This is a genomic window from Niallia laureatilytica (assembly GCF_046613985.1).
GTDB lineage: Bacteria > Bacillota > Bacilli > Bacillales > Cytobacillaceae > Niallia.
Window position 1 is genome coordinate 116,756 of sequence record NZ_JBKKHP010000010.1, and the last position, 13,576, is coordinate 130,331.

Consider the following 13,576-nt stretch of genomic DNA (forward strand, 5'->3'; position numbering starts at 1 on the left):
AGACAAAAAAGATGAGCCCAATAAAAACCGGACTCACCCTTCCTTGTTAACTTTTCTGCACGACAGCTTTCCTGCCCAGATTACGAAGTCTGGACAGCCGTCTTTTAATGACAAATTTCAGCGCTGCATATCGCATCTTTTTATAAATACTTCTGCAGTTTTCCTTTGTCCAATTTAACATCACAAAATAATCATTTGCGTTTTTAGCGGAATATTTTAAGAAGTACATAACTGTAACGTACACACTGTTTCCAAACCAGTCCTCTACTTCTTTGGCATTGTAGTTGAAGTCATTAACAGCCATATTTTTGATTGTCTTTTTTTCGTTTAAATTCTCAATGATAAAGTCACTCTTTAAGTTAAAGGTGATATTATTGCCGTGAATTCGATACACACCTGCGACTGTATCAAGAAAGCCGGCATCGCCAACGAGCAGGGATCTTAAATAGATAGCAGAATCATTGACCATTTTCATGTTTACAATGTCCATCTCAATGAGCGCAGACCGCTTAAAAACAGTTGTTAGTGTGGATGCTGGCTTCGGGTAGCCTTTTTTTTCAAAGTTAATAAAATAATCATATTTTTTGACGATGGTGTTTAGCTTAAGGTCTGAAAGTTTTAATTCGGATTTGTTCGTTTTATCTAAGAATACATTAGCTGCCACAAATGAAACTTCTGGATGCTGTTCATGAAAATGGACTGCTTTGCTTATATAATTCGAATCAATCAGATAATCGTCATCATCTAAAAAGAAAATATACTCGCCGTCAGCATTTGTAACAAAGGCTTTCAACCGGTTCGTGCCTGGTCCTTCATTCTTGTTATTTCTCATATAAATGACATTGGACGTACTAGCATATTTCTTCTCCATTAAAGAGCTTGTTCCGTCCTGGGAGTTATCGTCTATGATGATTAACTCAATATTTGGATAATCTTGCTTTAGAATACTATCAATTACTTGTTCTAGAAATCTTTCTCTATTATACGTAGTAATAATAACATTCACTTTCGGTCCTGATTGGTTTTGGAACGTAATTTCATCATGCAGCGAGCTTTCCTTAAAAGCCTGAAACCTCGTTATATGAGTGAATATTTGTTTAGCAGCTGCTTCATCTAGAAAAAATTGCGCTTCTAAATAGAAAAGAAACACTTCTGCAGACAGCTTTCCTTTTAACAGTGCAAGTAACACTTCGTTAAAATTCTCTAAATAATCCTTTTGTTCGGCAGAGTCAGCTAGTTTTTCACTTAAAAACTTTTGAAGTTGTGCTATATCCACTATAGTGCTCATTTCTTGCTGATTGGTATGGAAAAAGTCAGTAATCACAGTGCCAGTTTGTTTTAGTTCATGCTCCGAATTCATAAACATCCTCCTCTCTTATGTAGAGATAGATTTTTTGCGCTTTTGTTGATTAATAAGTTTAACGATAATATCTCTTGTATATTTAAAAGCCTCTCTGTCGATAACAGCATTAATAGATGCAAATATCACAATCGTTAATCCTAATAAAATAACGGCGCTAAGAATTGTAGTTATATAAGAAGTTGGATGAATGCTCATCGCTTTGGCTGCAGTTACGATGATTGAGAATATCACAATATTTGTCAGCCATCTTCTTATTGTCATCCACGCATTTCTTTCCAGTATCTTTTTGTTCGCATAAAGGACGATATCGATAGAGCGATATAATAATGCTGCGATTGTGCCAAGCAGCACACCATATATTCCTAAAAACTGAACAAGCGTGATGGAGCAGACTAGATTAATCGTACATTCCAATATCGCCCGGCTTTGTGTCTTCTTGAAATGCCCTGCAATATTTATGACATTATTAGAGGTTGCTCGCGCATTCACTAATAATTTAATGATGACAAATAAGGTCGGTATCCAAAAATCAATATAGTTTATATCCTTAATTCCGCTCGTATACAGCTCCATAAATGGCAAGATGAATATATAGGCGACCGTAAATAAGGAGAACACAAAGGACATGAAACAAACTTCGTAAGCATTAAATAGTTTTAAGAACTTATCTTTGCCTTCATGAAAGGTTTGTCCGAGTGCAAATGTGACACTGCTGTTGACGGTGCTGATGACTTTATCTAATACAGAAAACAGCATATTATAAAGCACATAGACACTTACAACCTTTAAATTCGTAAAGATAGTCAGAATAAGGACATCCGTATTGTTAAAGATTAGAGAAGATATTTGGTGAACCATCACTGATTTTTTTTGCGAAATGGCGTCAAAATCTGGTTTAACCTTTAAATCTAGCCATTGATAATTTCTATTAATATAGATTTGATAAATGATAATTTGCACAATCATTAACACAAAATGTGTCGATTGAATCGCAATAAGATTATAGCCTTTAAGGATAAATAGAATCTTTAATCCACTTATCACAATATTAATAAGTGTTGTGATTGATGTATCGACATAGCTTTTTCCTTCTGCAATTAAAAAAACTTTAAAGGTTCCTTGAAAATAGAAATTAATAGCTCCGCCCATACCCGTAACGAGAATTACAAACATAATCGTCATTTTATCGATGGATGAATCAATAAAAAGCGGATAGAAAACGGAAAGCAGGATAATACAGATAAAATAGTAAATACCCGTTTTTTTATAGTAGCTTGATGTAGCTGACAGGATAGAATTTATATTTTCCCGATTTGCACCTGCCACTTGTTTATATAATGCTTGTAAGGAGGCAGCTCCTACCCCTGCTTCTAATAGGGACATATAAATAATAATTTGCCCAACAGAAGATAATAATCCATTTACCTCAGAACCAAAGTTCACCAAAAGTAAACGCGGAATTAAAATGCCCAGTGCTATGATTAGTAACTGACTTATTAACCCTAAGGCTAAATTGATCAGACTTCTTTTGGCTTTCATATTTACTCCTTTTTATTTCCAGTCATTCAACAAGTATTTATCCAGCTGTAGAAACTGCAGGTTAGAATCCTTGATAATATGCTCCATATCCAGTTCTCGATACTCTACCTGTGCAAGTTCTGTAATATCAAGCTTGCCAATATCCTTGATTTCACTGTATTTTCCTTCAAAATTTATATCGTGTAACACATTGGTCATTTTTTTGCTGTAAATTATCGGAAACACTTTTTTCTTAAATAACAACCCAAGAATCATCGCGTGAAATCTTGTGGCATACATTATTTCGACTTTATGAAGCTCCGCCAATGCTGTATCTAAATCATTTTTATAGTTAACTACTTTGATGTTAGGCTTGTATTTATCGTCCATTACTTGCAGCAGCTCAGCGATTGCTTTTTCATCACCTTCATATTTACAGAAGGAAAATAACGTGACTTGATAATCATTGTTAATAAATGATTCACAAATTTCTTTCATCTTCTGTAAATAAGCCGCTTTAAATGGTGCTAGGTTTTCCCGGTTACTCACATCTATCAGTGAAATACCAACCCTTTTCTCCACCTGAATTCCTTGTGCTTGATAATCCAAATTAAACACAACATCTTGTGCTAAGCGGACATTGGGAAGCTCTTTAAACAACTCATATGATTGATTATCTCTAAAGCAAACATCATCATAGTTTGAGAAGATATGTTGATAGCTTTCAAAAAAGCCGCTATTTTCATATGGCCCAAAATTGCAGCCTAACAAAAAATTAGACTTATTATTTAATAGCTTCGCTTTATCCTTTTTTATCTTCATTTTCCAATTCTCTTTTTCGATAAAAAGAGAGCCGCCAATATATACATGTGCGTCCATCGTTAAACCAAGCATCGTTCTAATAAAGGATTTGCTGAATAGTTTATTAGGAATCTTATCAATCACCTTATATAGGATATTCGGATAAATCACATGTAAGTTTTTTATTCCTGTGAAAGCACTAAGCTTCCCTTTATTTTCATAAATATAGAATTGTGTTTGAGGGTATCGCTCACATAAAACTTTAACGAATAAATCATCTCCTAAGTTGTTGTTTAAATATGCTGATATTAAAACCCTTTTCAAAGAAACACCTCGTTTATCCATACAGTTAAGTTAGTTAGCTTTTTTACACAATCTTCTTTTTAAGCTGTTTCGGGTACTTTAATAAAACATCGCCTAGGAGAAACTGACCCTTTAAGTATTGATGAATTACAATTCTTTTCATTAATTTTTTTATCCCTTTATTGTTATGCTTTACGGAAGCTTCCCATTTAGGGAAGTAGCGGTCCATTGTTGTCTTTATATTCACGGCTATATTCATTCTTACAGTCGTATCTTCTACGTACATGAGTTTAAATAATAATCCATTCAAGAGATGGTCGATAAACAAATATTCAACCTTATTTAGATTCTTATTAAGCTTCCCTTGTTTTTCTAATTCCTTATACACATTTTCAACCATATAAATCTTATCGTTCAGTTTTAAAGGATTAATTGTGTTCGTTTGAGAAGTATCTCTTGAAATATCATAAAAATAGAGGGCTTGATCAATTTTTGCTATATTACTAGCATTCGCAACAACCACTGGGACAATCCCGAGATCTTCATACCAATAACCCTCAGGAAAACGATAGTTCTCCCATAACTTTCTGCTAAACAGTTTATTACAAGGTCCGGCACTGCAGGTATGCAGTTCTGTGCCAAGATGAATATGCTGTTTCTGGCCTTGTTTATTCACTTTGTAATAGTCAAACACAATCAAGTCACATTGTTGGCTGTTGACTATATCCACACATGCTTGAACGGCATTATTGTCCAAATAATCATCGCTGTCCACAAACATAAAGTATTCGCCTTTTGCGATACTTATCCCTAAGTTTCTAGCGCTGGCTTGACCGCCATTTTCTTTGTTATAAATGCGGATTCTATTTTCTGTTTTGCCGATTTCCTCTACAATGCTTAAAGAGTTATCAGTCGAACCGTCATTTATCACTACTATTTCTATATGTTTATACGTTTGATTTTTGAGTGAATCCAAACATCTCGTTATATATGCTTCTACATTATAAACAGGTATGATAACACTTATTAAAGGATTAATCATGTCTTTGTTTGTCCCTCCGCTATGTTGTACATTAGGGTAGCTCCTCTTTCGTTCATTATACTAACAATTAGAAAAGCAAAGATAATAATGGAATTTAATTAGCAGAAATAACACTAATTCTTTACAGTAACTTAAAGTTTTTCCTGTTGCTTTTAATGAACTCCCTCTCTTTATCCATCAAACTATTACAACTCTTAAAATAATTCATGGTTTAAAAAAATTCACAGCGTCTATATATAAAGTACAACACTAAAGGAGGCTGTCCAAAATGGTTAAACCGAATGATTTAAAAGACAAAACAGTGGACCGTCCACTTGATGACAAGAAAGTTGAAGAACAGGTAAAGAATATTAAAGAAGACAACAACGAGTCTGATGAAAAGAAGAATAAAGAATAAAAAATAAGCCTCCAATAAATGGAGGCTTACTTTCCGTTTATCCAAAAATCTCGCCGTCGTTTTGGTCGAGGTCCATAGCAGAGTACATATAAGCTTGATTAAAGTCAGGAGTATATTCCGGTTTATCTGACAGCTTTTTAAGATGTCTGCCTATTAAGTACTTCGTCTCACTGGAGATGAAACCAAACGGCAATTCTGCTGCTCTGCCGAAATAAATCGATGACTGCTTGCCGCTGCTTAACACAACCTTCTTGCTGTTTACCAAATATGGGCGGTCCATTTGTGTTGTATAAACGGTCTCCCAATCATTGACTGTCTCAAAGGCAATTTTGGAAAGATGACCGCCGGAAACAGATAATAGAATAATATCTGGCTCCAAATAATCTACAAGCTTGTGCCAAGCTGGAACACCGCTTGATTCAAGGTTTTTCTGTTCACTTCTGCTGAGCGATTCCCATGTCTGATTCGTCGCAAGGGAGGAACAGATGTCTGTATGGATGGCCGTGTTTACCATATTGCCATAGAAGCTGGCATCAAGACCGTTCAATAACGGCTCATAGGCTGGATCAAACCATTCTTTGTATGGCTTATCTTGGAAGTATTCATTTAGGGCAGCCAAATATTGCTGATTAAAATCATAAAAATGATCTTTTTTCATTGACTGAAAACGAAGGAAAGGGTCTGGGTCAGGGAACTCCTTCTTGGAAGGATTCAAACCGACTGTAATGATACGGATCGGGGATTCAAAATATTTTTTGATATTGCCAAAGTACAAAATTGGCATAGAAGATTTCACAACATAGGATAAATCTTTTTTTGATTCGAAGTTTTCCAAACACTCTTTTGCTAGACTGGTTAGTTTTGCAGGTTGAATAACAATAAAAATCACCCTTTCAAGAATTTTAAAAAAGTATTGCTCTACTAAATATTTCGCCCTCTATTTCAGTTTTCCCTTCAAAACGATTTAACACATCCAAACTTTTTTTAAAAGAATGATTCAAAATGCTTTAGACGCACGCCTTGAAACCTGCCATAATAGGAAAACCAGAGAAAGAGGAGCGTTCAAACTTTTTTTAGCAATCATTTACTATAAATGTAAAAAAGCAAACTCTTGGTTGTGGAAACGCCTTCTTTTTTAATGGATAATAATGCTAAAAGAAGGTTTGACATGATTAATGAAAAATTTTTTGCAAGTTCATTAGGAAAACAAATCCGCTATGCAAGAATGAAGAAGGGTTTATCCCTTGAACAGCTCGGCGAACGGACAAGCATGAGCCCCAATTTCATCGGCAGGATTGAACGCGGCACATCTATTCCAAAATCCTTTACTCTATATAAGCTATGCAAGGAATTGGGCATCAATCCTAGTTTTCTGTTCATTCAAGCAGAAAAAGAGTACAAGGAGCAAATTTAGCTTACTAACTCCTTTCCCCTCCCCATTTATATTCTCTCTAAATCCCTGTAATTTTTACTGTATCCAAGAAACAACAGACAATACCTCTCGCAAAAAATTTTTCCCTTCTTAAGATTAACTGCATGCAAACCTCCCTTTTCACCTACTAAAAAAGGAGTGCATCGCAATGGCTAATTTCTATGATGATTATGAAATAAGCGAAAAAACCCTCGCCTTGAAACCTGCCTATAATCTGGAGTACAGCACGATTGTCCTTGAAGGAACAGAAGAATATTATGTAAAGAAAACTCCGCTTGAGCTGATCAAACAGGCCTCCCTTTTCGGCGGGGCTGAATATGACGGACGGCGCTGTGCTGTTTCCTTTCTGACCGGCATTAAAAAGAAAATCCCCATTCCCATCAATCCGCAAAAAAACATCTACGCTTTCCCAACACAATCGCCAAGCCAAATGGACTGCCACTGGATTTTTTTCTCCCATGTTAACCTCATTTCAGGAGCATCCTCTGTCAGCAATAAAAGTACAATGATTGTTTTCCAAAATGGCAGGAAGCTGGAGGTTAAGGAATCGGCTCATATTCTCGACAAACAGATGTACAGAACCTGGATGTGTGTGAAAGCATTGAGCGGTGATTTTCCTGTCAGCACATAATCTCTTGCCAACAATAAGAAAATCGGGTATTAATGAAGAATAAAAGTTGTTACAGGAGGAAGATATGGCAGAAATTATTCGATTCATCGCCGGGATTGTCAATGAAATACATGATATTATCATGCAGGCTGCGGCCCATTTCGGCTGGCAGGCTAGTGATAAAGACTTGCATCTATGGATTATTGGCATCATTGGCATCCTCTCCTTTTTCGCGGTTCATGCCGTTTTCAAACTGCTTGCAAAATGGAGCATCACGAGCATCTCCTTCATTTATACCTTCACACTCATATTAGTACTCGTTTTTGCGATTGAAATACAACAAGGCATCACCGGCCGCGGCAATATGGAGTTTCAGGATGCAGTCGTTGGGATTTACGGATTTTTGCTGTTTTTCGGTGTTTATGTGCTGTACAGGGTTATTCGGTATGGTTTTCTGCGAATGGCACGAAAAAAGGCTAAAGCTGGACGGACGAGAAGATCAGAGTAAAAAAAGGAAGAACCTTTTTTAGCGGTTCTTCCTTTTTCTATTTATTTGTCTTCTGTGCTGATAAGCTCATTTATTTCCAACGCACCATCTTCAAGCTTATTCACTTTATAGGAGGATTTGTACTCCTGCCTTTTTGTTGTTCCATCTTCATAAGTAATGTCATACACATCTTCTGTATCAACAACATAGCCTTCGTCTGTTTTTTCATAATCTGTCACCTCGACAGAGACAACTTCTTCTGTAATGCCCTTTTCGTAAATATACTTTACATAATCTTTCGACTCTGTGTACGCTTTGCCATTCGGATCTAAATACGGACTCACAAAGGAGAATTCCCCTGCATTCATAGCAGAAACACTAGCATAGTAATAATCTTCCATGAATGAGTTCAAAGCCTCTTCTGTTTCTTCTGGTGTATCCTCCGTAAATTCTAAATCAATATAGTTCGTGTTAATAACTTTTTGAGCAGCAGTTTTCATTACGCCGTCCTTTGTTTCATACTCTGCATGAAGACTGATAGAACCGTCTGTAGGAATTGGACCGAAATCATATACATCTGCAACCTTTTTGCCAGTACTCTTTCCATTCACAAACAGGATACTGTCATCAATATTAGAATAAATATCTACATATTCCCCTTCAAAATCAAGATAGATATCCAGTACATTAGCATAAGCATCATCAAAGTCGAGCTTTTCTGTGTGTGATAAAGAGGCATAGTCGCCTTTATAACTGCCTGCAAGCTCCGTGTCACCTGGCAGTACATCCTTTATGGTCAGATCTTCGTCCACCTTCTGCTTGCTGTCTCTATATTCTACTTCTGCTCCGTCCAAATTGGCACTGACAGTTAGCTCAAATGGAATTGCCTCGATTTTGTATTGCTGGTAAAGGCCGAATTTCTTATCTCCCTTTACAAGACGCACAATTTCATTGCTGCTGTTATCTGTAACGGTCGCCCCGGCTGTGACACCTTCATAGGAAAAGGAGCTGGATATTTCGGATTGATAGTCTTTCAGATAAGCTAAGTAGCTTTTAATGTCTTTCTCTTTGAAGTCACCATCAAATTGCTCAAAGGAAATAACCTTCTTCGCCTCTTTTACATCCTTGCTTTTGACAGCTTGTTCAAATGCTTCTATTGTCTTTTCCGGTGTATATAGACTAGCAATGAACTTATGCGCACCAAACAGAATTACCACAGCCAGCGCAGCTGAAAGGATGATAATTTTATTTTTTTTGGACATTGGCTCTCTCTTAGCTTCTGCTGTTTGATGATTAGCATTGCTGGAAGGAGCTTGGACCGTTTTGCCGGTTTGTGCAGCTTCAAATGGCTGTCCACATGAATTACAGAAATTCTGGCCTTCCTTTCTTTCCGTACCGCAATTTTTACAAAATTTCATTTTTCTCTTCCCCCATATTTTAATAAGAGGCCTGAAATACGACAGGCCCCCTAAGTTCTCTCTTTATGTTAAAAACCAAATGGATTCATCATATCGAGCATTTCCTCGATGTTTTCCAATGCTGCATCACCAATGATCATAAATACAATCGCAATCGCAATATAGGATAAAAGAATGCTGTAGAAAGCATCCAATCCACCGTTACTCTGCTTTTTATAGCTGTAAATAATCAATGGAATCACAAAGGAGAATGCCGTTAATCCCAACAACAGGAAGAATACAAAAGAATAAGAACCAATTAAGGAAATAATTAGTGCAATCACAAAAAATGAGGCTGGAACTACTAAGAATGTACCAAATCTCGCTAGTACATCAAGAAAGCCGGCAGAAGATTTACCAAGCTTGACCGCTCCGAAGATAATTAGTACTACTAATGCAAGTATAATTAATAAAATAAATAATGGTTTAATTACAACAGCACCGAAGCTGATATCTGGCGAAAACCAGCCACTGTTATAGCTGCTAAATGCACTCTTTAATGCAAAATAACTCATAAGCGGAATCATCAAAGCAAATAAAACAATTGTAATGATTCCATTGATGAAATTCTCTTTCCCTGTATTTGCTGCTGCTTGAACAGGATTTTTTAATGCTGTTAAAAAGTATGAAAAGTATTGCTTGGAAACAGTCTTCGTTTTCTCTATATATGCTTGACTGCTTCCTGTCTGTCCAGCAGTTGTTGAAGCCGCTGCAGCTGCTTCCTCTTTGGACAATACTGGATTTGGGTGTGTCCCGGTTTCTGTCTGCAGATTTGCTCCGCATGATTCACAGAATCTAGCATCCCTATCATTAGGATGCCCGCACTTTACACAATTCACTGTTAAGTCTCCCCTTTTTTCTATCTATATATTGAAAATAAAGAAAAAGCTGTATTCTCATACAAAATATTCAATTCCCTAAATTTCCTCACTTATTGTAATAGGTAAATCAACTTAACACCAGTAATAATATGGTAAATAAATAATCCATTATACTCATTATCCCTTTTGAAAAATACCACTCTAGTTTTTAATGCAATCCTTAACCTCCTGCTAATACAAGGTTTAAAACAATTAAAAAAATACGGATACCCTCGTAAATTTTTCTCTGAACTTTCGTTCGACAAATTTCGAGGGTATCAGCGTAACAAATGGAATCATTTACTATTTCATCCTGCTAAAACACTACCGATATAAAGCCGATATCATTAAAAAAAGAGATTCATATAAGGACATGATGTCCAGTTGACGGCTTATCGGCCAAGGGTCTATGCCGATAAGCCGGGCTACTTTTTTCGGGAAGGATGAACACTTGTGGGGAAAATAATTTCTGGATTTTCTGCTTTTCTATTACTCTTTTCTATACCTTTAAGTACTTTTGCTCAAGAGGAGAATGTATCTTTAAAGGCAGCTAACGTTAATACAAACTTAAACACAAGTTTGGTACCTCGGCTTGATATAAGCAAGCATCTTAACTTTGACAATGTGGAGGATTATCCGCTTATCAGGGACGGTGCTGTGGCGGGAAGCTTGACCGACAGTGTCGGCAGTACCAATACAGTTACCTATATTGGCACCTCTTCCTCTGAAACCGCAGATGAAGCGATGAATTTGCTGCTGGCTGTTCAAAATGACAGCACAAATAAGGATGCTTTTTTGGATATAGAATTTTACACAGACAATAATGGGGCCCTTGACTATATCGGCGGCATTTCAAACGATATGTCTTCCTCTTTCGGAAACATGAAGCTTGGAATAACGCTTCCAAAGTCACTTTATAAAAACAGTGCCTACATATACTTGCGTCTTGGCACCTCTAAAAGCCAGTCTGATTTATATTATTCTGATACAACTTATTTCAAGGTAGCAAACCCATTTTACACAGGAACTGCTTTAAACATAAGCAGCGGGACAAGCTATTACAGCTTAATCAGCAATGAATCTACCAATGCTTATCAAAGCGAAAATACTGGGTCATTAGAGATTAACAATGACGAATATACGTTCAACAAAAACATGGAAAAAGAAGCCTATATGCTTGATTATGTCGTTCCGTTCGAGCCAGAAGATGCGGACAAAGTAACGACTAAAAGCACCAATTCTGTAATCGCCTCCTATGATGAGGGCGACAGCAAAGCATTTTGGGTAACAAATATTGAGACAAATGAAGATTACCAGCTGACTGCAAAGCTTCTGTACAGTGGCACCTACGCAGATGTGTGGGTAAATAACAATGAAATTACGGCAGATGCGGCTGCACAGCTCGGCAAGGAATTCGATGATTCTATTCACCTTTCTGTGGCAACAAATTTCGGGAAGGAATCAGATGTTAATAATGACGGAAAGGTTAACATCCTTGCCTATGATATTAAGGATGGGTTTACTGGTAGCGGCGGCTATGTGGCTGGCTATTTCTCGCCTGTCGATTTATATAATGATACAAACTCAAATAAGTCAGAGATTTTCTATATTGATACGTACCCGCTCATGTATGACGCAGGCGATATCGATGTGTCTGAGGCTTATATGACACTTGCCCATGAATTTCAGCATATGGTCAGCTTTAACCAAAATGTGTTTATCCAAGGATCTACACAGCTGGACACATGGCTTGATGAAGGGTTGGCGATGGCAGCCGAACAAATCTATTCAAAGGATATCCTGCAAAGCAGGATTGATTATTATAATTACAGCACAAGCATCACAGCAGGGCAGTCCTTACTGAATTGGGATTATTACGGGGACACGTTAGCGAATTACTCCCTTTCCTACTTGTTCCTGCAATATTTGAAATACCAGGCTGGCCAAGGGGACAGCATCTTTAAGGAAATTATCGCAGACACAAACAGCAATTACAAAGCAGTCGAGAACATCATTCATAAATATATTGATCCTAAACTAACATTCGGACAATTTATGACGAATTTCCGGGCAGCACTTGTCTTGAAGAAGGATTCTGGTCCGTATGGCTTTAAAGGCGTTTCCGCTTTTGATTCCCTTAAAGAGAAGCTGTACAGCGGGACAACAACTTTGTCTTTAAAAGGCGGCGGTGCTGTTGTAAAAGGATTAAGCTCACCAGAAGACTTTTCTGTACCATCAACGAAGGGTGCCGATATTACGTATACCATGCTGACAAACAGCAGCGGCACAGATGTGCCGACAACGCCGACTGTGTATGCAATAGGTGACAGTGATACTGCTTTAAGCGGGATTGCCGACCCATACACAACCATCTTTATTACAGCAAATGGAACAACAATCGGCAGCGGCGCAGCAAGCAGCAACGGGACGTTCCAAATCACAATTCCGAAGCAAAAGGCTGGCACAAAACTAGCCGTCTATTCAATTGATACAGCTGGCAGCCGCAGTGCAGAGGCAGCTGTTACCGTGCAGGATAAAACAGCACCATCCAAGCCGAAGGTTAACACTGTCAGTGATTCTTCCACAAACGTCACTGGAACTGCTGAAGCAGGTTCGACTGTTCAAGTTCGATCAGGCTATTCAACTATTGGAAAAACAACAGCTGACAGTAAAGGTGCTTTTAAAATAGCAATTACGAAGCAAAAGGCAGGCACAAAGCTGGTTGTGAATGCAACAGACAAAGCTGGCAATAAGAGCGGTGACACATCTGTCACTGTTGTCGATAAAATAGCACCAACAAAGCCAAGTGTTAGCTCGATCAGTGATGCGACAACATATGTGACAGGCAAGACAGAAGCAAAAGCAAAAGTGTATGTAAAAAGAGGCAGCACAACAATTGGCACAGCAACAGCCGACAGCAAGGGCGCCTATAAAATCAAAATAGCGAAGCAAAAGGCAGGCACGTATTTAACGGTGTATGCTGAGGATGCTGCCCATAATAAGAGTAATTCTGTTTCTATTAAAGTTGCCGACAAAACAGCACCAGGCGCACCTAGTGCTAAAACGGTCACATCGAAATCAACAAGTATTTCTGGCAGTGCAGAAAAGGGAGCTACCGTTTATGTGTACAGAGGCAGCAAATATTTAGGAAAAGCGACTGTCAGCTCAAACGGAACATACAAAGTAAAATTGCGCAAACAGAAAAAAGGCACTTCCTTGAAGCTGTATGCGAAAGATAAAGCAGGCAATAAGAGTTCTTATCGAACCATAAAAGTAAAATAATAAAAACGGCGTCTCTGAAGGTGA

Annotated in this window: 12 protein-coding genes; 5 read left to right on the forward strand and 7 right to left on the reverse strand. The window is 37.6% G+C overall.

Annotated elements, in window-relative coordinates; translation table 11 throughout:
• Positions 1 to 46: 46 nt before the first annotated feature.
• Genes ACLIJJ_RS20865 through ACLIJJ_RS20880 form a run of 4 tightly spaced genes read right to left on the reverse strand, consistent with a single transcriptional unit; the run spans position 47 to position 5,027 of the window.
• Positions 47 to 1,360 carry a glycosyltransferase family 2 protein gene (locus tag ACLIJJ_RS20865; protein WP_411411547.1) on the reverse strand — a complete coding sequence of 438 codons (1,314 nt, stop codon included), beginning with the start codon at positions 1,358 to 1,360 and terminating at the stop codon, positions 47 to 49.
• Positions 1,361 to 1,375: 15 nt separating this feature from the next.
• Positions 1,376 to 2,902: a polysaccharide biosynthesis protein gene (locus tag ACLIJJ_RS20870; RefSeq protein ID WP_411411548.1), complete on the reverse strand. Its 1,527-nt coding sequence runs from the start codon at positions 2,900 to 2,902 to the stop codon at positions 1,376 to 1,378.
• Positions 2,903 to 2,914: 12 nt separating this feature from the next.
• A complete protein-coding gene (locus ACLIJJ_RS20875; protein ID WP_411411549.1) occupies positions 2,915 to 4,027 on the reverse strand; it encodes a polysaccharide pyruvyl transferase family protein in 1,113 nt (370 codons plus the stop codon).
• A gap of 22 nt (positions 4,028 to 4,049) precedes the next feature.
• Positions 4,050 to 5,027, reverse strand: coding sequence for a glycosyltransferase family 2 protein (locus tag ACLIJJ_RS20880; RefSeq protein WP_411411550.1), 978 nt, complete (start codon positions 5,025 to 5,027; stop codon positions 4,050 to 4,052).
• Positions 5,028 to 5,295: 268 nt separating this feature from the next.
• On the opposite strand from ACLIJJ_RS20880, the gene ACLIJJ_RS20885 reads away from it, so the two are divergent.
• Complete coding sequence (locus ACLIJJ_RS20885; RefSeq protein ID WP_282581406.1) at positions 5,296 to 5,424, forward strand: hypothetical protein; 129 nt, start codon at positions 5,296 to 5,298, stop codon at positions 5,422 to 5,424.
• Between the two features lie 37 nt (positions 5,425 to 5,461).
• Here ACLIJJ_RS20885 and ACLIJJ_RS20890 read toward each other — a convergent pair whose 3' ends face one another.
• Positions 5,462 to 6,259 carry a hypothetical protein gene (locus tag ACLIJJ_RS20890; protein WP_233315771.1) on the reverse strand — a complete coding sequence of 266 codons (798 nt, stop codon included), beginning with the start codon at positions 6,257 to 6,259 and terminating at the stop codon, positions 5,462 to 5,464.
• Between the two features lie 333 nt (positions 6,260 to 6,592).
• On the opposite strand from ACLIJJ_RS20890, the gene ACLIJJ_RS20895 reads away from it, so the two are divergent.
• The 3 genes from ACLIJJ_RS20895 to ACLIJJ_RS20905 all read left to right on the forward strand — a co-directional run bounded on the left by ACLIJJ_RS20895 (position 6,593) and on the right by ACLIJJ_RS20905 (position 7,974).
• Positions 6,593 to 6,838, forward strand: a complete 246-nt coding sequence (locus ACLIJJ_RS20895) for a helix-turn-helix domain-containing protein (protein WP_233315772.1) — start codon at positions 6,593 to 6,595, stop codon at positions 6,836 to 6,838.
• 166 nt (positions 6,839 to 7,004) lie between these two features.
• Positions 7,005 to 7,487 carry a competence protein ComK gene (locus ACLIJJ_RS20900; RefSeq protein ID WP_233315773.1) on the forward strand — a complete coding sequence of 161 codons (483 nt, stop codon included), beginning with the start codon at positions 7,005 to 7,007 and terminating at the stop codon, positions 7,485 to 7,487.
• Between the two features lie 64 nt (positions 7,488 to 7,551).
• Positions 7,552 to 7,974 (forward strand): hypothetical protein, encoded by a 423-nt coding sequence (locus ACLIJJ_RS20905; RefSeq protein WP_285109891.1) that lies wholly within the window; start codon positions 7,552 to 7,554, stop codon positions 7,972 to 7,974.
• Between the two features lie 41 nt (positions 7,975 to 8,015).
• Here the strand turns inward: ACLIJJ_RS20905 and ACLIJJ_RS20910 are convergent, their stop codons facing one another.
• Positions 8,016 to 9,371 carry a zinc ribbon domain-containing protein gene (locus tag ACLIJJ_RS20910; protein WP_233315775.1) on the reverse strand — a complete coding sequence of 452 codons (1,356 nt, stop codon included), beginning with the start codon at positions 9,369 to 9,371 and terminating at the stop codon, positions 8,016 to 8,018.
• A 68-nt stretch (positions 9,372 to 9,439) separates the two neighbouring features.
• Complete coding sequence (locus ACLIJJ_RS20915; RefSeq protein WP_233315776.1) at positions 9,440 to 10,249, reverse strand: zinc ribbon domain-containing protein; 810 nt, start codon at positions 10,247 to 10,249, stop codon at positions 9,440 to 9,442.
• Between the two features lie 474 nt (positions 10,250 to 10,723).
• On the opposite strand from ACLIJJ_RS20915, the gene ACLIJJ_RS20920 reads away from it, so the two are divergent.
• Entirely contained in the window at positions 10,724 to 13,552 is a 2,829-nt protein-coding gene (locus tag ACLIJJ_RS20920) for an Ig-like domain-containing protein (RefSeq protein WP_411411551.1), read from the forward strand.
• Positions 13,553 to 13,576 lie beyond the last annotated feature (24 nt).

Coding starts and splice junctions, on each gene's coding strand:
- ACLIJJ_RS20865 (WP_411411547.1), bottom strand. CDS start 1,360: ATGAATTCGGAGCATGAACTAAAACAAACTGGCACTGTGATTACTGAC.
- ACLIJJ_RS20870 (WP_411411548.1), bottom strand. CDS start 2,902: ATGAAAGCCAAAAGAAGTCTGATCAATTTAGCCTTAGGGTTAATAAGT.
- ACLIJJ_RS20875 (WP_411411549.1), bottom strand. CDS start 4,027: ATGGATAAACGAGGTGTTTCTTTGAAAAGGGTTTTAATATCAGCATAT.
- ACLIJJ_RS20880 (WP_411411550.1), bottom strand. CDS start 5,027: ATGATTAATCCTTTAATAAGTGTTATCATACCTGTTTATAATGTAGAA.
- ACLIJJ_RS20885 (WP_282581406.1), top strand. CDS start 5,296: ATGGTTAAACCGAATGATTTAAAAGACAAAACAGTGGACCGTCCACTT.
- ACLIJJ_RS20895 (WP_233315772.1), top strand. CDS start 6,593: ATGATTAATGAAAAATTTTTTGCAAGTTCATTAGGAAAACAAATCCGC.
- ACLIJJ_RS20900 (WP_233315773.1), top strand. CDS start 7,005: ATGGCTAATTTCTATGATGATTATGAAATAAGCGAAAAAACCCTCGCC.
- ACLIJJ_RS20905 (WP_285109891.1), top strand. CDS start 7,552: ATGGCAGAAATTATTCGATTCATCGCCGGGATTGTCAATGAAATACAT.
- ACLIJJ_RS20910 (WP_233315775.1), bottom strand. CDS start 9,371: ATGAAATTTTGTAAAAATTGCGGTACGGAAAGAAAGGAAGGCCAGAAT.